This is a genomic window from Providencia manganoxydans (genome assembly GCF_016618195.1).
Classification (GTDB): Bacteria; Pseudomonadota; Gammaproteobacteria; order Enterobacterales; family Enterobacteriaceae; genus Providencia; species Providencia manganoxydans.
On the sequence record NZ_CP067099.1, the window covers coordinates 1,070,381 to 1,095,821 of the forward strand.

Genomic DNA, 25,441 nt, shown 5'->3' on the forward strand with positions numbered 1-25,441 from the left:
AGGGTCTTGAGATGTGCGAGTTACTTGGCATGAGTGCTAACGTGCCGACGGATATAAATTTTAGCCTCAGTGGTTTGATCTCACGTGGCGGTCAAACTGGCCCTCATAAAGATGGTTGGGGGATCACGTTTTATGAGGGGTTAGGTTGTCGCACTTTTAAAGATCCTCAGCCCAGCTTTTTATCTCCTGTTGCGCGTTTTGTGCAGGAGTATCCAATCAAATCGGAAACGGTTATTGCTCATATACGGCAAGCTAACCGAGGGGATGTGACCTTAGCCAATACTCATCCATTTACTCGCGAACTTTGGGGGCGTAATTGGACGTATGCACATAATGGGCAACTGAAAGGTTATCGCTCGTTGGAGACTGGCTATTATCGACCAATTGGTGAAACTGATAGTGAAAAAGCTTTTTGTTGGATCTTAAGTCAGCTTGCTGCTAAATATCCAAAGAAGCCTGCGAATTGGCCGGCTGTATTCCGTTTTATTGGCCAACTTGCTGAGCAATTACGGGCTAAAGGCGTGTTTAATATGTTGTTATCTGATGGGCGCTACGTCATGGCTTTTTGCTCAACCAATCTATATTGGATCACCCGTAAAGCGCCTTTTGGTAAAGCAAAATTGCTCGATCAAGATGTTGAAATTGATTTTCAAAGCTGTACGACACCAACCGATATTGTTTCTGTTATTGCCACACAGCCACTCACTGGCAATGAGAGCTGGCAAAAGATAGCACCAGGCAGTTTTGTGCTATTTCATCTCGGCCAACGCATATTGTGATCTGAGTCGCAACAACTTATCCGAAGTTTCTGGCAAGCTATTGACCGCATATTTCCCTGATGTAACAGAGATTTGTGCAGGCTTGCCTGTATCTTGAAAGTAATCATATGCAGGTTTTAATTGCTGCCAGAAGGCATAATGGCTTGAGTTTCTATGCAATAACATATTTTCTTTTGTCATTTTAAATGGGTAAATACTGACATCTATAGTACTTTGCCCATTTCTAAAGGCGACTTCCACTGCTTGGTAGATCTCACTCATATATTTATCTGTCATTGCATAACAGCCGACAGAAACGCAGTCACCATGGATCATCAAGTAATTGCCTTGATAACCTTGAGCACGATCATACTCATTAGGAAATCCTAAATTAATAGATCGGTAATACCGACTGTTTGGATTCAGTTGGTTAGCGGTTATTTGATAAAATCCTTCTGGGCTTTTTAGATCTCCCTCAACTTTTTTAGGGCCAAGGCCACCTGAAAATTTACAAATAGGATAAGTTTTGGACAGGTTAAACTTTCCATTTGGCAATTTTTGATAGAGTTCTAAAACACCTTCTTGCTTAAAAATCTGAATATAAATTGCTGAGTTTGAGGAACTATTCGTCTTCATATTAAGCAAAAATGAAGGGTTATTCGTTTCAGCGGCAGCTGATTGTAAGAATAATAACGAAAATCCAACACAGATAAGGATGTTTTTGTTCATACTTAAACCAAATGAAATTAAGAGTTTTGCCTAAAAAAAAGACATTCTAACGGTATTTTAGATGAGCGGGTAGTTATTTGATATAGCGAGTGAATAGTTTAGTGATGTACTGGTATTGCATGAAAAATAGTCAGCTTTCGATAAATATGAGTTAATAGCTCGATTATTCCGATTTATTGTCAACAAAATTGAAAATTTATTGTTATTTGCTTGAGCTAAGTCACTTGAATAACCGGACATAGGTCGGGGGAACTGGTAAAATTACGAACGGCAGAATAAGAGAATAGCGTCACAATATTGAGAGAATTATTTGCTTGAGTTATGAATGTAACTTGAGCTGTTTTTATTTACTGAGTCGCTATGGTCCATGCTGGATTATTAGCTTAGGGTTAACTGAGAAACTTGTGCAGATCTTATGATTAAAATTAAAAAAGGCCTCAACCTTCCTATTGCAGGTGAGCCAGCCCAAGTAATAGAAGACGGCCCGAAAATTCAACACGTAGCATTGCTAGGTGAAGAATATGTCGGAATGCGTCCTTCGATGCTGGTTAAAGAAGGTGAGCACGTAAAAAAAGGGCAGGTACTTTTTGAAGATAAAAAGAACCCCGGTGTATTATTCACCAGCCCAGCCTGCGGTAAAATTGTTGCTATTCATCGTGGTGAGCGTCGCGTCCTACAATCTGTTGTTATCGAAATCGATGGTGATGATCAGGAAACTTTCGCGAGTTATCAGAGTGATGAGCTTGCAAGTCTATCTCGTGAGCAAGTCGAGCAGAATTTAGTTAAGTCAGGTTTGTGGACGTCGTTAAGAACCCGCCCATTTAGCCGTTCACCAGAGCTTGGCTCTACGCCAGTTGCAATTTTTGTGACAGCAATGGATACCAATCCGCTCGCAGCTGATCCTTTGGTGGTTATTCAGTTACAACAGCAAGCCTTTAATGATGGGTTAACTGTTCTAAGTCGCTTAACTGATGGAAAAGTCCATGTCTGCCATGGCGCAGGGGCTTTGGTTAAATCTGAAATCAATGCACAAATTACTTACAGTGAGTTTGCCGGCCCACACCCAGCAGGCTTAGTTGGAACGCATATTCATTTTCTTGAGCCAGTAAGCATTAAGAAAAAAGTATGGCATCTCAATTATCAAGATGTGATTGCGATTGGTAAGCTATTTACGACAGGCTATCTATATACTGAGCGTGTTATTTCACTGGCAGGTCCTCAAGTTGAGAAGCCTCGCCTATTGAAAACATGTCTTGGTGCAGATTTGTATGAGTTGACAAAAGGTCAGCTTAAAGAAGGTGAAAACCGAATTATTTCTGGCTCAATATTATGGGGGGTGACCTGTGATGATGTTCATCATTACCTCGGTCGTTTCCATAATCAAGTTTCAGTATTACGCGAAGGGCGTGAGAAAGAACTATTTGGTTGGATTATGCCCGGTGTAAATAAATTCACCATTACACGTACCACGATTGGCCATTTCCTGAAAAATAAACGTTTTAACTTCACAACTACCATGAATGGTGGTGAGCGTTCAATGGTTCCAATTGGTAACTATGAGCGAGTGATGCCTCTTGACATTATGATCACTCATTTACTGCGTGATCTGCTTGCTGGGGATACCGATTCATCACAGGAACTGGGTTGCCTAGAGTTGGATGAAGAGGATCTGGGACTGTGTACATACGTCTGTCCGGCCAAGTATGAATATGGCCCAGTACTTCGTGATGTACTGACCAAGATTGAGTTAGAAGGGTAATTCCATGGGTCTGAAAAATTTATTTGAAAAGAATGAGCATCATTTTGAGCCCGGTGGAAAGTTAGAAAAATTCTATCCATTGTATGAAGCTGTCTCTACAGTATTTTATACTCCGGGAACTGTGACAAAAGGTCGTTCTCACGTTCGTGATACTATCGATCTAAAACGCATGATGATTCTTGTTTGGTTGGCTGTTTTCCCAGCAATGTTTTGGGGAATGTACAACGTAGGTAACCAAGCGATCCCTGCACTTTACCATTTATATAGTGGTGCGGAGTTACAGCAAGTACTTGCTGGTGATTGGCATTACCGCCTAGCGCAGTTTTTAGGGGCTTCATTAACCCCTGATGCGGGGTGGGGCAGTAAAATGCTACTAGGTGCTGTGTATTTCTTACCTATCTACTTTGTTGTCTTCGTAGTTGGCGGATTTTGGGAAGTGTTGTTTTCCATGATCCGTGGCCATGAAATCAACGAAGGTTTCTTTATTTCATCTATTTTATTCGCGCTTATTGTACCGCCAACGATTCCTCTGTGGCAGGCTGCATTAGGGATCACATTCGGTGTTGTGATTGCGAAAGAAATTTTCGGTGGTACAGGTCGTAACTTCCTGAACCCTGCATTAGCTGGTCGTGCGTTTCTTTTCTTTGCTTACCCTGCGCAAATCTCGGGTGACTTAGTTTGGACTGCGGCGGATGGTTTTTCAGGTGCAACACCACTTTCTCAATGGGCTACGGGTGGCGAACACGCGCTAATGAATACCGTATCCGGTGAGCCAATCACTTGGATGCAGGCATTTTTAGGTAATATGCCAGGTTCCATCGGTGAGGTTTCAACGCTGATGATCTTCATTGGTGGTTTATTTATCATGTTCTTCCGAATCGCTTCGTGGCGCATCGTCGCGGGTGTGATGGTAGGTATGATAGCCATGTCCTATCTGTTTAACTTTATTGGCTCAGAGACTAACCCATTATTTGCAATGCCTTGGTATTGGCACATGGTACTAGGTGGCTTCGCATTTGGGATGATCTTCATGGCGACGGATCCGGTATCGGCATCATTTACAGATAAAGGTAAGTGGGCCTACGGTATCTTAATCGGCGTGATGTGTGTGCTGATCCGTGTTGCAAACCCTGCGTATCCAGAAGGCATGATGTTAGCCATTCTGTTCGCCAACCTGTTTGCTCCTCTGTTTGACTATCTGGTCGTTCAAGCAAATATTAAACGGAGAAAAGCTCGTGGCTAGTGAAAATACAACAAATAAAGATAGCGTCGGCAGGACATTCATAGTCGTATTCATTCTATGTTTAGTTTGTTCTATCGTCGTAGCGGGTTCTGCTGTTGGACTAAAATCTCAGCAGCAAGAACAAATTATGCTAGATACGCAGCGCAATATTTTGAGCGTTGCAGGTCTATTAAAACCTAAAATGACACCAGAAGAAGTTCAGAAAGTATATGGCGAGCGAATCGAGCCAAAACTTTTGAATTTCAAAACCAATGAGCTTTCTGACAGTACCAGCCGTTTTGACTTAAATAGCGAATTGCGTAGTGATGAAACCAGTATTGCATTGTCTCCTGCGGAAGATATCGCCAAAATTCGTCGTCGAGCTAATAGTGCTGAGATTTATCTAGTCAAAGATGATGCAGGCAAAATATCGCAAGTCATTTTACCTGTTTATGGCTCAGGGCTATGGTCCGTGATGTACGCTTTTGTTGCTGTTGATATTGATGGCGTGACTTCCCGTGGTATCACCTACTATTCACACGGTGAAACTCCAGGTCTGGGTGGTGAAGTTGATAATCCGCAATGGAAAGCACAATGGCCGGGCAAAAAGCTATTTAACGAGCAAGGTGTTCCTGCCATAAAAATTGTTCGTAGTGGCTCAACTGATAGCCCTTATGGTATCGATGGTTTGTCAGGAGCAACGCTAACCTCAAATGGCATTCAGCATATGTTTGATTTTTGGTTAGGTGATAACGGCTTTGGTCCGTTCCTGAAAAAAGTTCGTGAAGGAGCGCTGAATAATGGCTGATTCTAAAGAAGTAAAACGCGTTCTATTTGGGCCTTTGTTCGATAACAACCCAATTGCGTTACAAATCCTTGGTGTGTGTTCTGCATTAGCAGTAACCACTAAGTTGGAAACAGCGGTCGTAATGACTATTGCGGTAACTTTAGTTACTGCGTTTTCTAACTTTTTTATCTCATTAATTCGTAATTATATTCCAAGCAGTGTGCGAATTATCGTACAGATGGCAATCATTGCATCTTTAGTTATCGTTGTTGACCAAATACTGCGTGCTTATGCGTATGAGATATCGAAACAGCTTTCGGTATTTGTTGGCCTCATCATTACAAACTGTATCGTAATGGGACGTGCTGAAGCATATGCGATGAAATCGCCACCAATTGAAAGTTTTATGGATGGTATCGGTAACGGACTGGGATATGGAGTGATATTGATCTTAGTCGGTTTCTTACGTGAACTGTTTGGTTCAGGTAAGTTATTTGGTATCACCGTTATGGAATCACTGCAAAATGGTGGTTGGTACATGCCTAATGGTCTGTTCCTGTTAGCACCTAGTGCATTCTTTATCATTGGGATGCTGATTTGGGGTTTACGTACTCTAAAACCAGCTCAGGTAGAGAAGGATTAAGTCTATGGAACATTATATTAGCCTATTTGTAAAAGCGATTTTTATCGAAAATATGGCTTTGGCATTCTTCCTTGGTATGTGTACGTTTTTGGCTGTATCAAAGAATGTTAAGACCGCGTTTGGCTTGGGTATCGCTGTTACGGTTGTGTTAGGTATTTCTGTACCCGCTAATAACCTAGTTTATAACCTTGTATTACGGGATGGTGCACTAGTTGAAGGCGTTGATTTATCATTCCTTAACTTTATTACCTTCATTGGGGTTATCGCTGCTCTAGTACAAATCTTGGAAATGATTTTAGATCGTTATTTCCCGTCACTTTATAACGCATTGGGTATCTTCCTGCCGTTGATTACCGTTAACTGTGCAATCTTTGGTGGCGTCTCTTTCATGGCTCAGCGTGATTATAACTTTAGCGAATCTATCGTATATGGATTCGGCTCAGGTATCGGCTGGATGTTAGCGATTGTGCTGTTAGCATCAATCCGTGAAAAGATGAAATATTCCGATGTTCCGGGGGGTCTGAAAGGCTTAGGTATTACCTTTGTCACCACTGGTTTGATGGCACTGGGCTTTATGTCCTTCTCCGGTGTTCAGCTATAAGGGCGAGAAGAATTCATGGATATTATTATTCTAGGTGTAGTGATGTTTACCTTGATAGTCTTGGCGCTGACAGGTTTGATCCTGTTTGCGAAATCCAAGCTAGTCAATACAGGTAACATTAAAGTTGAAATTAACGGTGATCCTGAAAAAAGCTTTGATGCTCCAGCGGGTGATAAACTGTTAGGGATGTTGTCTAACCAAGGTATTTTTGTTTCATCTGCCTGTGGTGGTGGTGGGTCGTGCGGCCAATGCCGAGTGACAATTAAAGAAGGCGGTGGTGATATTCTGCCAACCGAGCTTTCTCACATTAATAAACGTGAAGCAAAAGAAGGCTGCCGTTTAGCGTGTCAGGTGAATGTTAAGCAAGATCTAAAAATTGAATTACCTGAAGAGATTTTTGGAGTTAAAAAATGGGAGTGTGAAGTTATCTCTAATGATAATAAAGCAACCTTCATTAAAGAACTAAAACTAAAAATCCCAGAGGGTGAAGTTGTTCCATTCCGTGCGGGTGGTTTTATTCAAATCGAATGTCCTGAGCATGTTGTTAAATATGAAGACTTCGATGTGCCAGAAGAATACCGCGAAGATTGGGATAAATTTAATTTATTCCGTTATGTATCTGAGGTGAAAGAGCCTACAGTGCGTGCATATTCAATGGCTAACTATCCAGAAGAGCATGGGATTATTTTGCTAAACGTGCGTATTGCCACGCCTCCTCCTCGTAATCCAGATGTTCCGCCAGGGATCATGTCTTCCTATATTTGGTCTTTGAAACCCGGTGATAAAGTCACTATTTCAGGCCCATTTGGTGAGTTCTTTGCCAAAGAGACTGATGCTGAGATGATCTTTATTGGTGGTGGTGCAGGTATGGCACCTATGCGTTCACATATTTTCGATCAATTAAGACGTTTGAAGTCTAAGCGTAAGATTAGTTTCTGGTATGGGGCTCGTTCTAAACGCGAGATGTTTTATACCGAAGATTTCGATCAGCTTGCTGCTGAAAACGAAAATTTCACTTGGAATGTTGCACTTTCCGATGCAATGCCGGAAGATAATTGGGATGGTTATACAGGATTCATTCATAATGTTCTGTATGAAAACTACTTAAAAGATCATCCTGCACCTGAAGATTGTGAGTTTTACATGTGTGGGCCTCCAGTGATGAACGCCGCAGTCATCAAGATGCTTAAAGATCTTGGTGTAGAGGATGAAAACATCTTACTGGATGACTTTGGTGGTTAATTCACTGTATATACTTGAAGTATAACGAGGATAGCCTCAGTTTTTGGGGCTATCAGTTGATAAAAGGGGGAGCGAGATAAGGTTTCCCCTTTGTGTTTTTAGTTAAAAACGAATAAATTGGCTGACTCGTTAATTTTTTACAACCTCGACCGGCTGCTGCCAAACTGAACTAGTTTGTCAATAGTCTAAGTACCTAGCGTTATGGTACTTATGATTGAAGCAGAGAAAAATATGCTGAACAAAAAAGTCATTACACCAGTACTGCTATTCGCAGCGACACTCTTTTTGACCGCTTGCGGTGGGCCTGAACAGGCAAATCTACAGGGTCAGACAATGGGAACCTACTATTCCATTAAATACGTTACTGATTCTTCATCTCCAAGTAGTGAATCGATCCAAGCAGAGATTGATAAACGCCTTGAAGAGGTAAATGATCAGATGTCAACGTATCGCCCTGACTCTGAACTAAGCCGCTTCAATCAATCAAAAGAGGTTAATGTTCCTTTTCCTGTGTCGGCTGCAACAGCAAAAGTTGTTAAAGAAGCAATCCGTATTAACGAATTAACTAATGGTGCATTAGATGTGACGGTAGGGCCTTTAGTTAATTTATGGGGGTTTGGCCCTGAAGGACGTGTAACAAAAGCCCCTTCGGCTGATGAATTAGAAAAACGTCGTGCTTGGGTCGGAATAGAAAAATTATCTGTACAGGGTAATAACCTGATTAAAACTATTCCTGAATTGTATGTCGATTTATCATCAATCGCTAAGGGCTATGGTGTTGATGTGGTCGCTGAGTACTTAGAATCCGTTAAGATCAATGATTATATGGTTGATATTGGTGGTGAGGTACGTACAAAAGGCAATAATGGTAAAGGTGCTCCATGGCGCATAGCGATTGAAAAGCCAACGACTGATGGTGTAAATCAAACTGCTCAAGAAGTCATTGAGCCGGGGGATATGTCAATTGCGACTTCGGGTGACTACCGTAATTATTTTGAGCAAGATGGTGTGCGTTTCTCTCATACAATTGATCCAAAAACTGGCATGCCGATTAAACATAACTTAGTGTCGATCACGGTATTGGCTCCAACCTGTATGAGCGCTGATGGCTTATCTACAGGGTTAAATGTTTTAGGACCAGAAACCGGTTTTGCTGTAGCGGAAAAAATGAATATTCCAGTATTTATGATAGTGAAAACAGAAAAAGGGTTTGAAGAGCGCTATACTAAGGCATTCGAACCATTCTTACAGAAGAAGCAGTAACACTAGGGGGATAGGATGCTAAATGTTTTTATTGCAGCGTTTATCTTGTTCCTACTGGCATTTTTAGGCATGTCACTTGGGTACATTATTAAGCGTAAAAGCATTCAAGGTAGTTGTGGGGGGTTAAGCAGCATAGGCGTTGAAAAAGTCTGTGATTGCCCTGAGCCTTGCGATGCACGTAAAAAGCGTATGGCACGTGAGCAAGCTCGCCAAAAGATGTTGGAAAAAAACCGTATTATCTAAAATATTTAATTATTATCTTATAACCTTAGCTGTATTGGTGACAGTTAAGGTTATATCTTCACGTTTTTATCGAAATATTCTCTTGATTGTTTTGGTATTAAATTTTTTAATCCATTTTTTTTAGAGACATTGAGCATGTACTGGAGAATGGGAAAGCAACATACATTCTTTGAGAATCACCATTTACTCCTATAATAACATTTCCGTTATCTTCCTTTTTTATATTACATTTTAAACGGCTTGTATTGTGCCAAATTTCACCGTTTGCAGTGGTAATTGTCACGTTCCAATAGTCATCATATTGTGGCGTATAAATAAGGGTATAAGCATTATGTATTATTTGTTTATCTTTAATATCATACTCGGTATGGCTTGTACCTAAATGTAAAATTTTATCATGTGTATGAGTTATTGAAAAAGATTTTAGGTCACTGTTCCAAAAATTTTCTAATGTTACGTTACCTATAGGTGCTAATTTCATTATGACTCCTAATACTGGCTTTTTATATTATGATATTTTAATTTCTTTTAGAGTATATTTTATTTTATGGCGTTAATTATAAAGATTTAATATATAATTTAGCATTATTATATTATTATATTATTATATTATTTAATTATCATTTTTAATGACTATCAATTAAGTATTATTATTGGCTTTTAATGATAAGGGTTTTCTAATAACTATTATGTGATTGTAAGAGGGGAATATTTTTAATCTATTATTATCTTGAAAATAATTACAATGTTTTTTGATTTTTAATGAAAATAGTATTTTATGTTCCCTTCTTAGAACCAAGTAAGAATAGTATTATATACCTACATGGGAATGTAATTTTCTTTTTGTATTATAGGTTTACATTTAATATAAAAGGCTTAATTTAGTTACACATTATGAATTATCAAATGTAGCTTAATTAAGCCAAAAATAAATTTATTTTTTAAATAGTTGTGGTGAATCAACCATCACGGCATCAGCACCAATTTCTTTAGCAAATTGATAGTCATTGATGTTATTAACACCAAATAAAACTATGTATGCGTCACCATTTTTTCTAAAGCAATCAATCGCTTCTTTATCCCACGATAAGGTTGCCGGTGAACGTGCTTCGCCAAGCGTGTATTTTTCAATCACTTCAACTTTTCTATGTAATTCAAATCCATACCAACGCTTTTTAGATGCTTCTTCAGTTGATGTTGAACATTGATGATTCATCGTATTATTGGCTAGTAGTGTGCGAGTTTCATCACGGCTTTCAAAGGTATTAATGCGATCAGAGCGTTTCGCTAAAGCTTTTATAAACGCATTGTTAGTTGAATAAAAACGGGTGTTGTTAAAGGCATTAGTTTTTTCTAACAGAGTGTAAATAGCTTCTGCTTGGATGTCTGGATTTGCATCAGGTGATTTTAAATCAATATAAAATTCAGTATCAGGATATTTTTTAAGAACAGATTCAAGCGTAGCAATGGTTGTTTCTGCTAATGGCAATTGGATATTATTTTTTTTATTAAATTGATATGCCGCATTGATTTTGTTGAGTTGTTTGGCTGAGTAATCAGATACTACACCGTTCTTATCGGTTAGCGCCTTGAGTTCACTAGGTCTATATAAAACAACTTGATTATCTTTAGATAACTGAACAGTTAACCAAATAATATCAGCTTGATTTTCTTTTGCTAACTTAATGGCATAAAGGGTATTTTCAGGGGCGTCAGCGGTACCGGCACGATGTGCCACGATTAATGGTGATTGAGCAAGTGCGCTGTGGCTGGCAAGAATAAACAAACTGAAAACCATCCCTTTTTTTAATTGTGGAATCAACGTTTTTATCATATTGGCTACCTATAAAAATATTTGTTTTCTACCCGTCATTCTTCAAGTGACAACATCTCCATTAAGTCATGGTGACTAAGTTCATTCGCATTAGTGACATACTAATGTGCTAGTTCTTAGCGATTCATTTACTTATTGCCTAGCTGCACCATGAATTATTTAGAGTGTGAATAAAGCTAAATTAATTTTTTGAGTCCTTTTTGTAATACTTTTCTCAGTATTTGTATGCAATATCTCATCTAATTAGGACTAACTTTGTTCGAGAGCACTTCAATCCGTAATTGTTAACAACCCTTCGAGGACAGAGAAGTTTGACAGCGATATGTTTCAATCAGATGAACATATGATTATTGTTGAATAACTTAGCTTTTTTGATTACGTAGTGGTGACGAGTTTATTTTTGTTGAATAATTGCGCATTAAAATAAAATACTGTATATTTATTCAGTTGTTCATTTTCTTTTGGTGAATTGCTGTGCGAAAAATAATTCATATTGATATGGACTGCTTTTATGCAGCAATAGAAATGCGTGATGACCCTAGCTTGCGTAATATTCCTATTGCCGTCGGGGGAAGTGCCGATCGTCGTGGGGTGATTAGTACCGCTAACTATGAAGCTCGACGTTATGGAGTACATAGTGCAATGTCTACGGCAGTTGCATTAAGGCTGTGCCCTCATCTAAAAGTTGTATCAGGCCGAATGGCGCTTTATAAAGAAACTTCTTTGCATATCCATAAAATTTTTTCTCGCTATACCGACCTTATTGAGCCACTTTCTTGGGATGAAGCTTATTTAGACGTTAGTCAGTGTGAGCTGCATCATGGTTCAGCAACCCTAATAGCTCAAGCTATTCGTCAGCAAATATTTGATGAATTGCAGCTTACGGCTTCGGCGGGGATCGCCCCAATTAAATTTCTTGCCAAAATAGCTTCTGATCTGAATAAACCCAATGGTCAATATGTTATTACTCCACAGAATATGTCTGAGTTCGTTCTTTCACTGCCATTGAAGAAGATCCCCGGTGTTGGCAAAGTTACGGCACAAAAATTGTTAGATATGGGATTAGAAACTTGTGCAGATGTACAACAGTATGATGTTGTTAGTTTAATAAAATCGATGGGGAAATTTGGACAAGTGTTGTGGGAGCGTTGTCACGCTATTGATGAACGTGCAGTTAACCCTGAAAGGCTACGCAAATCTGTTGGGGTTGAACGTACATTAGCTGAAGATATTCATCACTGGGAAGAATGCCTGCCATTACTTGATAAGCTTTATGAGGAGTTAGAGCTAAGATTGACTAAAGTTAAGCCTGATCGTCGTATTGCACGCCAAGGGGTAAAAATTAAATTTAATGATTTTCAGCAAACAACCCAAGAACATGTTTATCCTATATTAGATAAGCAAGATTTAATTTTATTAGCTAAGCAAGTTTGGGAAAATCGCCGTGAAAATCGAGGGGTTAGGTTAGTTGGTTTGCATGTTACTCTTCAAAGCCCACAAATAGAAAGGCAATTGCTATTAGCACTTTAAGTAGGCAAAACACTCGCCTTATGACGAGCGCTTTGCCACTTAAAATTAGTTTTTAACTGGGATTGCTTTTAAAACAGCTGTCAATAATTTCCAATATTCACCGACACTCGCGATATGTACTCGCTCATCAGGTGAGTGTGCGCCACGAATGGTTGGGCCAATAGAAACCATATCCATATCAGGGTAAGGTTTTTTGAATAAGCCACATTCCAATCCAGCGTGGATCACCATGACATTAGGTGTTTTACCAAACAATTTTTGGTATGTCTCACTGACTAAATGCATGACTGGTGAGTCTGCATCTGGTTGCCAGCCCGGGTAGCTCCCCTCGGCTTTATACTTAGCCTGTGCAAGCTTACTGATTGATGTCAGCATGTTAACAACATAGTTTTTGCCGCTATCAATTAATGAACGAACTAAGAAGATCACTTCAGCTTGCTTGTCTGTCATTGTTACAACACCTTCATTAAGGGAAGTTTCAACAACGCCTTTTGCCACATCGCTCATACGGATAACACCATTTGGTGCCGCATTTAAGAAGAATACAAAGCGTTTTTGGCAGTCTTCAGTGAGAGCTTGTAGCTTTGTTTGCGTTTCTTCTAATAGCAGGACTAAATTTGGTTCAACGACGGCTAATTCATTTTTTAAGATACCTTCATAACGCGCTCTGAGTGCAGTTAATTCAGTCACTTTATCAGCAGGAACCGCAATAATGACATGTCCTTCACGAGGGATCGCATTACGAACGGTACCACCGGTAAACTCCAGCAGTTTTAAGCCAAGATCTTCTTGGTGTCCTGCAAGGAAGCGTGCCAGTAGCTTGTTAGCGTTGCCTAAACCTAAATGCACATCACCACCTGAGTGACCGCCTTTTAGACCTTTCAACGTCATGGTAAAGGTTTTATAACCTTGTGGGATGGCTTCACGAGCTAAATCAAAGGTGACTGTGAAATCCACGCCCCCTGCGCAACCCATGTAGATTTCGCCTTCTTCTTCTGAGTCAGTATTGATCAGTATGTCTGCTTGTAACCAACCAGCTTGTAGGCCAAATGCGCCATCCATACCAGTTTCTTCGGTCATGGTTAGCAATACTTCAAGTGGGCCATGTTCTACACTATCATCAGCTAAAACTGCGAGTGCAGATGCCATACCTACACCGTTATCTGCGCCAAGAGTGGTCCCTTCGGCGGTTACCCATTCTCCGTTGATATAAGGACGGATTGGATCTTTAGTAAAATCATGAACGGTGTCATTATTTTTCTGTGGAACCATATCTAAGTGAGCTTGTAAAACAACGGCTTTACGATCTTCATAGCCTTTGGTTGCTGCTTTACGGATCAAAATATTACCAACTTGGTCACGTTCTACGTGAAAACCTTTTTGTTTTGACCATTCAATAATATGTGTTGCTAGCGCTTCTTCGTGATGTGACGGATGGGGGATTGAACAAATTTTAGCAAAAATATCCCATAATGGCTGTGGTGACAGTTTAGCGAGTTCAGACACGTTAGATCTCCTAATACGACTTTGGTTATAACTCATTAGGCTTCAAGTAACAGCACCTTGCGTTAAGGTATGGTGACGGCGTTCACTGGCATCAGTCGCATACTGATGTACGCGACTCGCGATCCATTCACTTGCCGCCTAGCTGCACCTCGAATTATTTAGAGTATACATGTTCGAAATACTTTAACTTGCTGTACTAATTTGAAAAATAATAGCTTTGTTTATAGTAACCACTATAGTGTTTTTTTATTACTTCTAGTCGTTCACTCTTTTACAGTTTAGCTGTATCTCAAATTAGATAGAGCACAGTAATTTATTCTGTGAAAAAGGCATGGTGAAGTGATTCAAGCCATACAACTGATTATCTCAGCATACACCTTAATGCGATAAATAGTCAGTGTAAATGATATTAATTGATCTCAATTATCCGTTTTTGCTGGTTTTTAGCGAACCAAATCACTATAATCTCGCGCAACGTTTTTTTCCGCAAGACACATTTCAGTTTTACTCAGCTGTCGGGACCCAAATTTTATGAGCGAAAAATATGTCGTAACGTGGGATATGTTGCAAATACATGCCCGTAAACTCGCACAACGTTTACTACCTGTCGAACAATGGACTGGTATCATCGCTGTTAGCCGTGGTGGCCTTGTTCCTGGTGCGCTTCTCGCACGTGAACTGGGTATTCGTCATGTCGATACTGTATGCATTTCTAGCTATGATCATGATAACCAACGTGACCTCAACGTGATTAAGCGTGCCCCAGGTGATGGTGAAGGCTTTATTGTTATTGATGACCTTGTTGATACTGGCGGCACTGCTAAAGCAATCCGCGATATGTATCCAAAAGCACACTTTGTGACTATCTTTGCAAAACCAGCAGGCCGCCCATTAGTTGATGATTATGTTGTGGATATTCCGCAAAATACATGGATTGAACAACCGTGGGATATGGGCGTTGTATTTGTTAAGCCTTTGTGTGAGCAGGATAAGTAATCATTATTGTTTAGAGTATAAATAAAAGGTAATAATTGACGTTAGGATAGAAGAAATACCCTATTAACACATTATTACCTAATAAATTAAAACATAAAACGATATGATAGGGGAATGCGATGGCATTCCTTTTTTATTTAGCTCAACCAACAGGTTATCTAAATGACTCAACAAAATCTTTCCGAAAAACTGTTCAAGCCAAAAGTTAGGCAGACCGAAACATCGACACTGGTTTCATACTCTGCTTATAGCCCACCGATTATAAAAAGTCATTCTGCGCTCAGTGGTACGCAACATGCAGGCTGGTACCGAATGATCAATCGCTTAATGTGGATCTGGCGTGGTATTGATGCTTTAGAAATAGAAGAGGTTTTGAGCCGTATTGCGGTTACTGATGCAGAGCGTAGTGATAATAATTTACTTGATACTATTATCGGTAATCGGCGTGGTAATTGGTGTTTTGAATGGTCAAACCAAGCGATGCGCTGGCAACAAAATGCATTACAGTTTGAAAGTGGCGAGCAAGCCAGTCGAGCATGGTTACGTGCAGCAAATTTATACAGTATCGCGGCATACCCTTTTATTAAAGGTGATGAATTAGCGGACCAAGCGATTGTATTGGCTTGTAAGGCTTATGACAGTGCTGCACAGTTTTCACGTTATAAGTTGAAGAAAATTTCATTTAAGATTGATGGTAATAAAGAGGTTTGTGGCTTTTTACATATTCCATCAACAGGCCAAGGCCCATACCCGACAGTGATGATTTGTGGCACGCTTGATAGTTTGCAAATTGATTACTGTCGCTATTTCCGGGAATACCTTGAACCTCTTGGCATTGCCATGCTGACATTGGATATGCCATCTATCGGCTATTCAGTTAAATATAAACTCTCACAAGAAACGAGTGTTTTACATGAGCAAGTCGTTAGGCAATTAGATACCATCCCTTGGATCGATCATACACGCTTTGGTCTTATTGGCTTACGCTTTGGGGCAAATATAGCCTTAAGATTAGCTTATATGTGCCCTGATAAAATTAAAGCGGTTGCTGCATTGGGGCCTATTGTTCATAGTTTATTACATGAAGATAAATATCAAAGCGATATCCCTCGAATGGAGTTAGATGTTTTTGCTAGCCGTTTAGGGATTTACTACGTAGATGGTGCGGCACTTCGACATGAGCTAAGTTGTTATTCATTAAAAAATCAAGGGCTTTTAGGTCGTAGGAGTCAAGTGCCAATGATGTCGGTGCATTGGAAGAATGATATTTATAGTCCAAAAGCGGAGTCGGATTTAATTATTCGATCATCTATGGACAGCCATTTATTAACACTTCCAGCTAGCCCAGTTTTTGAAAATTTTCAACGAGCACTCAGTGAAACGACAGATTGGCTAAAAAGTAAAATAGTTTAATTTTATTTAATAACTTGATTATTTTTTAACTTTTGTTAAAAAGGGATCTCTCAACAAGGAGATCCTTACATGGCTTTACCAACAGATTACTCTAACGGAAAGTATTTAAAAAAGTTTGCTGCTTTGGGACCTTATTTACGAGAAAAGCAATGCTTAGAAGGCAGCTATTTCTTTGATAGCCTTGCTGTTTGTGTCAACACCAATATTGCGCCAGAGAAGAGGGAGTTTTGGGGCTGGTGGATGATACTATCACCAAGTGAAGAGGGATTTGAGTATTCATATCATCTTGGGCTATACAATAGCCATGGTAGCTGGCAAGCAAAGCCACTAAAAGACCATGCAGTTACTGATTTTATTGAGCAAAATCTTTTATCCTTTCACCAATCCCTCTCCAAACAATTTTCTGAACTTGAGCTTACTTTGTTTCCTTCTGCGCAAATGGCAGAATTTAAACTGGAATTAAGCGCATAAATTTGTTTTAGACCAACTTTTGTTTAATTTTGCGTTATGCCTGTTGGCATAACGCTCTCCAGCTGATAAAAATGGTATTTACTTTGTATTTGTTAATCCTAATGGCAGAAAAATGATGAAAAATAGCCAAACAGTGGTGGTTAAATTAGGAACCAGTGTGTTAACTGGGGGCTCACGCCAATTGAATCAGGCACATATTGTTGAACTGGTTAGGCAATGCGCACAGCAATATGAAAAAGGACACCGTATTATTATTGTCACCTCTGGCGCCATTGCAGCTGGTCGTGAACACCTTAATTACCCCGAACTCCCCGCAACCATTGCATCTAAACAGTTACTTGCTGCGGTAGGGCAAAGCCGCCTTATTCAGTTATGGGAACGGCTCTTTTCTATCTATGGTATTCATATCGGGCAAATGTTACTTACTCGGGCTGATTTGGAAGATAGAGAGCGTTTTTTAAACGCCCGAGATACATTACAAGCACTGTTAGATAACGGCATTGTTCCTGTGATCAATGAAAACGATGCGGTCGCAACGGCTGAAATCAAAGTGGGTGACAATGATAATTTATCAGCACTTGCTGCTATTCTTGGTGATGCAGACAAACTATTACTGTTGACCGACATCGAAGGGCTGTATGACTCAGATCCTCGTAGTAATCCCAATGCAAAATTGATCCCTGAAGTGTATGGGATCAATGATGAGCTACGTGAAATGGCTGGTGGTAGTGTTACAGGGTTAGGCACAGGGGGCATGGCGACTAAGTTGCAAGCTGCTGATGTTGCTGGGAGAGCCGGAATTGATGTCATCATTGCTGCGGGTAATAAGCCTGATGTGATCAGTGCAGTGATCGACAACATCCCTGTGGGAACGCGTTTTTATGGTCATAAAAATCCAATGGAAAATCGTAAACGTTGGATCTTTGGTGCGCCAGCCGCCGGCGATATTTATATCGATGATGGCGCACAACTTGCTATTATGGAAAAAGGCAGTTCGCTGCTCCCTAAAGGCATCAAAAAGATTGAAGGGGATTTTTCTCGTGGAGCTGTCGTGCGTATACGAAATCTGGCAGGTAAAGATCTGGCGCATGGTGTCAGCCACTACAATAGTGATGCATTAAGAATGATTGCAGGTCATCATTCACAAGAAATAGGCAGTATACTGGGTTATGAACATGGGTCTGTGGCTGTCCACCGCGATGATATGATAGTGAGTTAATTATGTTAGAACAAATGGGAAAAGCAGCTCGTGAAGCCTCATGGCAACTGGCTCAACTAAGTACCAAACAAAAAAATGCAGCTTTAGAGCAAATTGCTGATTTACTGGAACAAGAAAGCGCGACTATTCTTGAAGCCAACGCGAAAGATATCGAACAGGCGCGTGCAAATGGCATGACGCCAGCACTGCAAGATAGACTGTTACTGACACAAGAGCGCCTGAAAGGTATCGCCGATGATGTACGTAAAGTATGCCAGCTGGCTGATCCTGTCGGGCAAGTCATTGATGGCAGTCAACTGGATAACGGGCTAAATTTACAGCGACGTCGTGTGCCTCTAGGGGTGGTTGGCGTAATTTACGAAGCACGTCCGAATGTGACTGTTGATGTTGCTGCTCTGTGCTTAAAAACAGGGAATGCGGCGATCTTGCGAGGTGGTAAAGAAACACATAACACCAACTTAGCCGTAACAGCAGTCATTCAAAAAGCACTTAAAAATTGCGGCATTTCAGCGGATGCCATTCAGGCGATTAATAACCCTGATCGCGAATTAGTCGCACAGTTATTAAAATTAGATCGCTATGTAGATATGTTAATTCCGCGAGGTGGTGCAGGATTACACAAATTATGTCGTGAACAATCTACGATCCCCGTGATCACCGGTGGGATTGGTGTTTGCCACACTTTTGTTGATCAATCTGTAAATTTTGATAAAGCAATCAGCGTGTTAATCAATGCCAAAGTACAAAGGCCAAGTGCATGTAATTCACTCGAAACTGTTTTAGTACATGAAAAAATCGCGGCTGAATTTTTGCCTGTGTTAAGCCAAAAAATGGCAGAGCAGAAGGTGACATTACACGCGAGTGTGCAAGCGATGCCATACTTAAAAAACGGCGCAGCTAAAGTGGTTGAGGTGTTACCTGAGAATTTAGTGGATGAATGGTTATCTCTTGATCTGAATGTTGAAGTGGTCTCTGGTATTGATGCTGCTATCGACCATATTCGTACTTATGGTACTGCACACTCGGATGCGATTTTAACGGAGTCTATTAGCCAAGCAGATTACTTTATCCAACGAGTTGATTCAGCGGCTGTTTACGTCAATGCGAGTACAAGATTTACTGATGGCGGGCAGTTTGGTTTAGGTGCTGAAGTTGCAGTGAGTACACAAAAATTACACTCTCGAGGCCCGATGGGGTTAGATGCACTAACGACTTACAAATGGATTGGCTATGGCGATTTTCTTAATCGTGCGTAATATTTAAAACAATAACGATTGAGCCACACAGCAATATGTGTGGCTTTGTTTTTTATAATTATTTGTCGTTTTTTAGCACTGAGCAATAGAATTTAAAATAAGTGGCGCAAATACCATAATAATCATGACGATGGGATGAATATTAATGTTTTACATTATCGGTCCAAGAGGTTCAGGAAAAACAACAATCGGTAAACAGTTGGCGGAACAAAAATCGTATCAATTTATCGATACTGATAAATTGATTGTTGAGAGGGCAGGAACCAGTATTGCACAAATTGTTGAGCAGCATGGTTGGGACTATTTCCGTCATTTAGAGAGTGAAGTACTAAAATCAATTTCTCAGCCTAACTCAATAGTTTCTACTGGCGGCGGGATTATTCTGTCAGAAGAAAACCAGCGTGTTATGCGTGATAACGGCACAGTTATCTATTTGAGTGCCAAACCAGAGATCCTCGCAGAAAGGTTAGCAGCAGAGCCACAAGCAGATCAACGGCCAAGTCTCACTGGTAAATCGATGATAGAAGAAATTGCCGAAGTTATGTCACAAAGAGAACCTCTTTATCGAGCAACTGCGCATCATGTTGTCGATGCAGGGCTGCCGATTGATACAATAATTAGCCAATTAACGCATTTGGCGTAAGTATTGCAGCCTTTTTTCTCTTTTAGGAATAAACTACTTAGAGGCTTTTGATTTTCAGGACATAATTATCGATTGGAATGATAAAAGAAATGACAATATAGGGATTCATTATGCTGGCAAATGTGCTTAAGGCAGTACTTAGATTTTTATTTCGAGTTCGTTTGGTTGGTGATGAAAAAGAACTCTATCAAGAAAAGTGTTTGATTACACCTAATCATGTTTCATTTATCGATGGGGTGCTAGTTGCGCTTTTTTTGCCTATAAAACCTGTGTTTGCAGTTTACTCGACATTCGCAACACCAAGAATGATCAAGTTGCTTAAGCCATATGTTGATATTGTTCCTCTCGATCCTGCAAACCCGCTAGGCATCCGCCAACTAGTTAAAGAAGTCGAAAAAGGCCGTCCAATCGTCATTTTTCCTGAAGGCCGGATCTCTGTTCATGGCTCTTTAATGAAAATCTATGAAGGCGCTGCATTTGTGGCGGCAAAGTCTGGAGCCAAAGTGGTTCCTATGCGTATCGAAGGGGCTGAGCGTAGCCACTTTAGCCGCCTAAAAGGGATCATTCCACTGAAATGGTTTCCCACTATCACACTGCATATTTTGCCCGCAGAAACGATCCCTATGCCAGAAGCGCCTAAAGCCGTGGAGCGCCGTCGTTTAGCGGGTATACATTTATACAGCATTATGAAATCTGCACGTATGGCCTGCCGTCCTCAAGTGACGTTAGTTGAAGAGTTCCTCAATAGTGTAAAACGCTTCGGTCGACGTGCGCCTTGCATTGAAGATATCAATTTTAAAGAAGATAGCTATCAAGGGCTATTAAAAAAATCATTAGGAGTAGGGCGGATCATTGAGCGCTATACCCATGAAAATGAACGTATTGGCTTATTGCTCCCTAATACAACCGTCACCGCAGCTGCCATATTTGGCGCATTAATGCGTGGACGTGTGCCTGCCATGTTAAACTATACAGCTGGTAGCCACGGCATCAGTAATGCACTGAAAGCCTCTCAAGCAAAAGTTATTTTTACCTCTCGCCAATTTCTTGAAAAAGGCAACTTGACACATATCCCTGAGCAAGTCACAGATGCGAGTTGGATTTACCTTGAAGATCTCAAAGACACAGTCACCCTAAAAGATAAGCTTTGGATCGTAAAACATCTTTTCATGCCAAAGAAAGCCGTGTTACCTCGTAAAGCAGAAGATGAAGCAATTGTTTTGTTTACGTCTGGCTCTGAAGGTACTCCGAAAGGCGTTGTGCATAGTCATGCGAGTTTAATGGCGAACGTTGAGCAAATTAAAACAATTGCTGATTTTACGCCTAGAGATCGTTTTATGTCATCATTGCCATTATTCCATGCGTTTGGATTAACGGTCGGCTTATTGATCCCTGTATTTTCAGGAAGCAGAGTCTTTTTATACCCAAGCCCTCTTCATTACCGGATCATTCCTGAATTGGTATATGACAAAAACTGTACCGTGCTATTTGGTACATCGACCTTCTTAGCAAATTATGCACGTTTTGCTCATCAATATGATTTTGCAAGATTACGTTATGTCGTTGCTGGTGCAGAAAAATTATCAGACAGTACTAAGAAAATTTGGTTTGATAAATTTGGTATTCGCATTTTAGAAGGTTATGGTGTAACAGAGTGCGCACCAATTGTTTCAATTAATGTGCCTATGGCATCGAAAGAAGGCACCGTAGGGCAAATATTGCCACAAATGGAATCACGGATTATCCCTATTTCAGGGATTGAGAACGGCGGTAAACTGCAATTAAAGGGCCCTAATATCATGAAGGGCTACTTACGTGTAGAAGCTCCGGGGGTTCTTGAACTACCTTCAGCGGAGAATCAACAAGGTGAGCAAGAGGCTGGTTGGTATGATACAGGTGATATCGTGGTTCTTGATGAGCTTAACTACTGTACTATCAAAGGTCGAGTGAAGCGATTTGCGAAACTTGCAGGTGAAATGGTATCTCTTGAAAGTATTGAGCAAATGGTCTTTAGTTTATCGCCGAATGCCCATCATGCTGTGGTGACTAAGCCAGATAGCAGCAAAGGGGAAGCTCTTGTTTTGTTTACGACCGATAAAGAGCTTGATAGAAGCTCGCTTTCCTCAGCAGCAAAAGAGAAAGGCTTAACTGAATTAGCAGTACCAAGAGATATTCGTATTGTTAAAGAACTCCCCGTACTTGGTTCAGGTAAAACGGATTTTGTGACCTTAAAACAAATGGCGTTAGAGGGATAATCGTATGCAAGATGTCAACGCGCCATTAATGAGCCGAGGAATGAAAGCGGTATTGGCTTCTCAATTCCTATCTGCTTTTGCTGATAATGCTTTGTTATTTGCCATTTTAGCTCAGTTAAAAGCGGAGTTTTACCCTGAATGGAGCCATCCAGTACTGCAAATGGTATTTGTGTTTACCTATATCATACTCGCTCCTTTTGTTGGACAAGTCGCTGATCGCTTTTCGAAAGGGCGGGTAATGTTATTTTCAAACTTATTTAAGTTTGCTGGCGCGCTTGGGATTTGTTTAGGACTTAATCCATTCTTATGTTATGGGCTTGTTGGTATTGGTGCAGCGTCATATTCACCAGCTAAATACGGTATCTTAGGTGAACTGACGAGCGGTGATAACCTCGTTAAAGCCAATGGCGTGATGGAAGCTTCAACAATTGCTGCAATTTTAATTGGTTCTGTCGTTGGTGGGATCCTCTCTGATATCCATTTGATGTTAGCGCTTGGCACTTGTGCTGTACTCTACGCATTAGCTGTCATTGCGAATATTTATATCCCACGCTTAGCTGCTGCGCGCCCAGGTAAAGGCTGGCATTTTAAACTGCTATTGATCGATTTTTGGAATGCTTGCCGTACATTATGGTCCAATCAAGAAAGCCGTTTTTCTTTGGTAGGAACCAGTATGTTCTGGGGAGCGGGTGTGACACTGCGCTTTTTATTAGTAGCATGGGTGCCTGTCGCATTAGGATTACAAGATAATGCTACCCCTACTTACCTGAATGCGGCGGTTGCGATCGGGATCGTGGTTGGTGCAGGTCTGGCGGCGAAATTTATTACATTAAAAACAGTATCACGCTGTATCCCAGCAGGAATTGTGATTGGTGTGATGGTGGTATTACTTGCTCTGCAAACAAACATTTTTCCATCTTATGTTATTTTAGCGGTTTTAGGTATTTTTGGTGGCTTGTTTGTTGTCCCTCTCAATGCATTGCTCCAAGAAAAAGGTAAAGAAACTGTTGGAGCGGGTAACGCAATAGCGGTGCAAAATCTAGGCGAAAATAGCGCCATGTTAATCATGTTAGGGCTTTATTCTTTGGCAATGAAAGTGGGATTATCGGTTGTCAGCGTAGGAATTGGTTTTGGTACTGTTTTTGCTGTCGCCATTGCTGGGTTGTGGATTTGGGATCGTACTCGCAAAAAGTCATAATACAAAGGTAAACAATCAAATGAAAAATGAAAGTGACCTCGAAACGCTAAGTATTCAGCTTGGGCAATTGCTAAAAAAACAGGGTAAAACGATAACTTGCGCTGAATCATGCACTGGCGGATGGATTGCAAAAGTAGTGACGGATATAGCAGGAAGCTCAGATTACTTTCATCGCGGCTTTGTGACATATAGTAATGAAGCCAAACACCAAATGATTGGTGTTACAGAGAATTCATTGCAAAAATTTGGTGCTGTGAGTGAGCAAGTAGTGACTGAGATGGCACAAGGTGCACTCAAAGTAGCTGGAGCGGATTTTGCTGTTTCTGTCAGTGGTATTGCAGGTCCCGGTGGAGGAAGCGATGAGAAACCTGTAGGCACCGTGTGGTTTGGATTTGCTAAAAAACAGCCTACAGGAACGATAGAAATTACCACTAAGCATTGTCTTTTCCAAGGTGACCGATACTCAGTTCGTTTGCAATCAACTCGTTACGCATTAGAGACACTTTTAAAAATCATTAGATAAAAATTTTCTTGATACTGTATGATTATACAGTATACTTAGTACCAACAAACCGAATTCAATCGTTCTATTTGCAGTGGGGCAGTCCATTGCACCAAAGGGAGTGAACATGGCTATCGATGAAAACAAACAAAAAGCACTAGCTGCGGCGTTAGGTCAAATTGAAAAGCAATTTGGTAAAGGCTCTATTATGCGTCTAGGTGAAGACCGCACAATGGATGTTGAAACTATTTCAACAGGTTCTTTATCTCTTGATGTCGCTTTAGGTGCTGGTGGCTTGCCATTAGGTCGTATTGTTGAAATCTACGGGCCAGAGTCTTCAGGTAAAACAACCCTGACTCTACAAGTGATCGCCGCAGCACAACGCAGTGGTAAAACATGTGCATTTATCGATGCTGAGCATGCTTTAGACCCAATCTATGCAAAAAAATTGGGTGTTGATATCGACAACTTGTTATGTTCTCAGCCAGATACAGGTGAACAAGCGCTTGAGATTTGTGATGCATTGACGCGTTCAGGTGCCGTTGATGTTATCATCGTTGACTCAGTGGCTGCATTAACACCAAAAGCTGAGATTGAAGGTGAGATTGGTGATTCACATATGGGGCTAGCAGCTCGTATGATGAGCCAAGCAATGCGTAAACTCGCTGGTAACCTAAAAACCTCGAATACGTTACTTATCTTTATTAACCAAATTCGTATGAAAATTGGGGTAATGTTTGGTAACCCAGAAACAACAACTGGCGGTAATGCTCTAAAATTCTATGCATCTGTGCGTTTAGATATTCGTCGTATCGGTGCAGTGAAAAATGGTGAAGAGATCGTCGGTAGCGAAACACGTGTTAAAGTCGTTAAAAACAAAGTTGCAGCACCATTTAAACAAGCTGAATTCCAAATCCTATATGGAGAAGGGATCAATACCTTTGGTGAGCTGATTGACTTAGGTGTGAAACATAAGCTGATTGAAAAAGCAGGTGCTTGGTATAGCTATAACGGCGATAAAATCGGGCAAGGTAAAGCTAATTCGACGACTTATCTTAAAGAGCACCCTGAGATTGCCAACGAAATTGATAAAAAGTTGCGTGAAATGTTATTAACTCATACAGGGGAATTTCAGAGTGCAGCAACTGATTATATCAGCGACTCCGATGAAGAAGTTCCTGAAGAATTTTAATGCTTAGTTATTGATTTGATAAATAAGTAAATTATAAACGCCACCCAAAAAAAGAGTGGCGTTTTTTTGTTTCTCGTTTGAGCTATAATAGAGCGCGATGTTGGTTTTCTGTGGAAAAATAGCCAATTGAAAGGTATAAACATACTTTCAGAAAATATTTAGACGCTTTACAATGAAAG

General features: G+C 40.5%; 24 protein-coding genes. 20 read left to right on the forward strand and 4 right to left on the reverse strand.

Annotated elements, in window-relative coordinates:
- Nucleotides 1-11 precede the first annotated feature (11 nt).
- Entirely contained in the window at nucleotides 12-779 is a 768-nt protein-coding gene (locus JI723_RS04690; RefSeq protein ID WP_070926538.1) for a class II glutamine amidotransferase, read from the forward strand.
- Here the strand turns inward: JI723_RS04690 and JI723_RS04695 are convergent.
- The gene (locus JI723_RS04695) at nucleotides 750-1,487 is read right to left on the reverse strand and encodes a L,D-transpeptidase family protein (protein ID WP_272580310.1); all 738 of its coding nucleotides are present in this window, start codon (nucleotides 1,485-1,487) and stop codon (nucleotides 750-752) included. The two genes, JI723_RS04690 and JI723_RS04695, sit on opposite strands and share 30 nt — an antisense overlap.
- A 415-nt stretch (nucleotides 1,488-1,902) precedes the next feature.
- On the opposite strand from JI723_RS04695, the gene JI723_RS04700 reads away from it, so the two are divergent.
- The 8 genes from JI723_RS04700 to nqrM all read left to right on the forward strand — a co-directional run bounded on the left by JI723_RS04700 (nucleotide 1,903) and on the right by nqrM (nucleotide 9,247).
- Nucleotides 1,903-3,246: a Na(+)-translocating NADH-quinone reductase subunit A gene (locus tag JI723_RS04700; protein ID WP_140182019.1), complete on the forward strand. Its 1,344-nt coding sequence runs from the start codon at nucleotides 1,903-1,905 to the stop codon at nucleotides 3,244-3,246.
- Between the two features lie 4 nt (nucleotides 3,247-3,250).
- On the forward strand, nucleotides 3,251-4,489 hold the full coding sequence (locus JI723_RS04705) for an NADH:ubiquinone reductase (Na(+)-transporting) subunit B (protein ID WP_272580309.1): 1,239 nt from the start codon (nucleotides 3,251-3,253) through the stop codon (nucleotides 4,487-4,489).
- Entirely contained in the window at nucleotides 4,482-5,276 is a 795-nt protein-coding gene (locus tag JI723_RS04710; protein ID WP_070926531.1) for a Na(+)-translocating NADH-quinone reductase subunit C, read from the forward strand. Before JI723_RS04705 ends, JI723_RS04710 begins: the two co-directional genes overlap by 8 nt.
- Nucleotides 5,269-5,898 carry an NADH:ubiquinone reductase (Na(+)-transporting) subunit D gene (locus tag JI723_RS04715; protein ID WP_070926529.1) on the forward strand — a complete coding sequence of 210 codons (630 nt, stop codon included), beginning with the start codon at nucleotides 5,269-5,271 and terminating at the stop codon, nucleotides 5,896-5,898. Before JI723_RS04710 ends, JI723_RS04715 begins: the two co-directional genes overlap by 8 nt.
- A gap of 4 nt (nucleotides 5,899-5,902) precedes the next feature.
- Nucleotides 5,903-6,499, forward strand: coding sequence for an NADH:ubiquinone reductase (Na(+)-transporting) subunit E (nqrE, locus tag JI723_RS04720; protein WP_070926527.1), 597 nt, complete (start codon nucleotides 5,903-5,905; stop codon nucleotides 6,497-6,499).
- A gap of 15 nt (nucleotides 6,500-6,514) precedes the next feature.
- Entirely contained in the window at nucleotides 6,515-7,741 is a 1,227-nt protein-coding gene (nqrF, locus tag JI723_RS04725; RefSeq protein WP_319066734.1) for an NADH:ubiquinone reductase (Na(+)-transporting) subunit F, read from the forward strand.
- 231 nt (nucleotides 7,742-7,972) lie between these two features.
- Nucleotides 7,973-9,004 (forward strand): FAD:protein FMN transferase, encoded by a 1,032-nt coding sequence (locus tag JI723_RS04730; protein ID WP_140182015.1) that lies wholly within the window; start codon nucleotides 7,973-7,975, stop codon nucleotides 9,002-9,004.
- Between the two features lie 15 nt (nucleotides 9,005-9,019).
- On the forward strand, nucleotides 9,020-9,247 hold the full coding sequence (gene nqrM / locus JI723_RS04735; protein WP_140187210.1) for a (Na+)-NQR maturation NqrM: 228 nt from the start codon (nucleotides 9,020-9,022) through the stop codon (nucleotides 9,245-9,247).
- A gap of 106 nt (nucleotides 9,248-9,353) precedes the next feature.
- Here nqrM and JI723_RS04740 read toward each other — a convergent pair whose 3' ends face one another.
- Together JI723_RS04740 and JI723_RS04745 are read right to left on the reverse strand one after the other, a co-directional pair.
- Complete coding sequence (locus tag JI723_RS04740; protein ID WP_140182011.1) at nucleotides 9,354-9,728, reverse strand: hypothetical protein; 375 nt, start codon at nucleotides 9,726-9,728, stop codon at nucleotides 9,354-9,356.
- Between the two features lie 453 nt (nucleotides 9,729-10,181).
- A complete protein-coding gene (locus JI723_RS04745; protein WP_272580308.1) occupies nucleotides 10,182-11,081 on the reverse strand; it encodes a glycerophosphodiester phosphodiesterase family protein in 900 nt (299 codons plus the stop codon).
- A gap of 474 nt (nucleotides 11,082-11,555) precedes the next feature.
- Here JI723_RS04745 and dinB point away from each other — a divergent pair, with 474 nt between their 5' ends.
- Complete coding sequence (gene dinB, locus JI723_RS04750) at nucleotides 11,556-12,611, forward strand: DNA polymerase IV (RefSeq protein WP_272580307.1); 1,056 nt, start codon at nucleotides 11,556-11,558, stop codon at nucleotides 12,609-12,611.
- 45 nt (nucleotides 12,612-12,656) lie between these two features.
- On the opposite strand, the gene pepD is transcribed toward dinB, so the two are convergent.
- Nucleotides 12,657-14,117, reverse strand: a complete 1,461-nt coding sequence (gene pepD / locus JI723_RS04755) for a beta-Ala-His dipeptidase (protein WP_272580306.1) — start codon at nucleotides 14,115-14,117, stop codon at nucleotides 12,657-12,659.
- 531 nt (nucleotides 14,118-14,648) lie between these two features.
- Here pepD and gpt point away from each other — a divergent pair.
- The 10 genes from gpt (at nucleotide 14,649) to recA (ending at nucleotide 25,262) form a co-directional block, all read left to right on the forward strand.
- The gene (gpt, locus tag JI723_RS04760) at nucleotides 14,649-15,113 is read left to right on the forward strand and encodes a xanthine phosphoribosyltransferase (protein ID WP_070926518.1); all 465 of its coding nucleotides are present in this window, start codon (nucleotides 14,649-14,651) and stop codon (nucleotides 15,111-15,113) included.
- A 162-nt stretch (nucleotides 15,114-15,275) separates the two neighbouring features.
- Nucleotides 15,276-16,526, forward strand: coding sequence for an esterase FrsA (gene frsA / locus JI723_RS04765; RefSeq protein ID WP_337979810.1), 1,251 nt, complete (start codon nucleotides 15,276-15,278; stop codon nucleotides 16,524-16,526).
- Between the two features lie 69 nt (nucleotides 16,527-16,595).
- A complete protein-coding gene (crl, locus tag JI723_RS04770; RefSeq protein ID WP_070926514.1) occupies nucleotides 16,596-16,997 on the forward strand; it encodes a sigma factor-binding protein Crl in 402 nt (133 codons plus the stop codon).
- A gap of 115 nt (nucleotides 16,998-17,112) precedes the next feature.
- Nucleotides 17,113-18,216, forward strand: a complete 1,104-nt coding sequence (gene proB, locus JI723_RS04775; RefSeq protein ID WP_070927033.1) for a glutamate 5-kinase — start codon at nucleotides 17,113-17,115, stop codon at nucleotides 18,214-18,216.
- A gap of 2 nt (nucleotides 18,217-18,218) precedes the next feature.
- On the forward strand, nucleotides 18,219-19,472 hold the full coding sequence (proA, locus tag JI723_RS04780) for a glutamate-5-semialdehyde dehydrogenase (RefSeq protein ID WP_070926512.1): 1,254 nt from the start codon (nucleotides 18,219-18,221) through the stop codon (nucleotides 19,470-19,472).
- A 145-nt stretch (nucleotides 19,473-19,617) separates the two neighbouring features.
- Nucleotides 19,618-20,115: a shikimate kinase AroL gene (gene aroL, locus JI723_RS04785; protein ID WP_070926510.1), complete on the forward strand. Its 498-nt coding sequence runs from the start codon at nucleotides 19,618-19,620 to the stop codon at nucleotides 20,113-20,115.
- 110 nt (nucleotides 20,116-20,225) lie between these two features.
- Nucleotides 20,226-22,370, forward strand: a complete 2,145-nt coding sequence (gene aas / locus JI723_RS04790; RefSeq protein WP_272580304.1) for a bifunctional acyl-ACP--phospholipid O-acyltransferase/long-chain-fatty-acid--ACP ligase — start codon at nucleotides 20,226-20,228, stop codon at nucleotides 22,368-22,370.
- 4 nt (nucleotides 22,371-22,374) lie between these two features.
- Nucleotides 22,375-23,568, forward strand: coding sequence for a lysophospholipid transporter LplT (gene lplT / locus JI723_RS04795; protein WP_272580303.1), 1,194 nt, complete (start codon nucleotides 22,375-22,377; stop codon nucleotides 23,566-23,568).
- Nucleotides 23,569-23,587: 19 nt separating this feature from the next.
- On the forward strand, nucleotides 23,588-24,091 hold the full coding sequence (pncC, locus tag JI723_RS04800; protein ID WP_272580302.1) for a nicotinamide-nucleotide amidase: 504 nt from the start codon (nucleotides 23,588-23,590) through the stop codon (nucleotides 24,089-24,091).
- A gap of 106 nt (nucleotides 24,092-24,197) precedes the next feature.
- Nucleotides 24,198-25,262 (forward strand): recombinase RecA, encoded by a 1,065-nt coding sequence (gene recA, locus JI723_RS04805; RefSeq protein WP_070926502.1) that lies wholly within the window; start codon nucleotides 24,198-24,200, stop codon nucleotides 25,260-25,262.
- The last annotated feature ends 179 nt before the right edge of the window (nucleotides 25,263-25,441 follow it).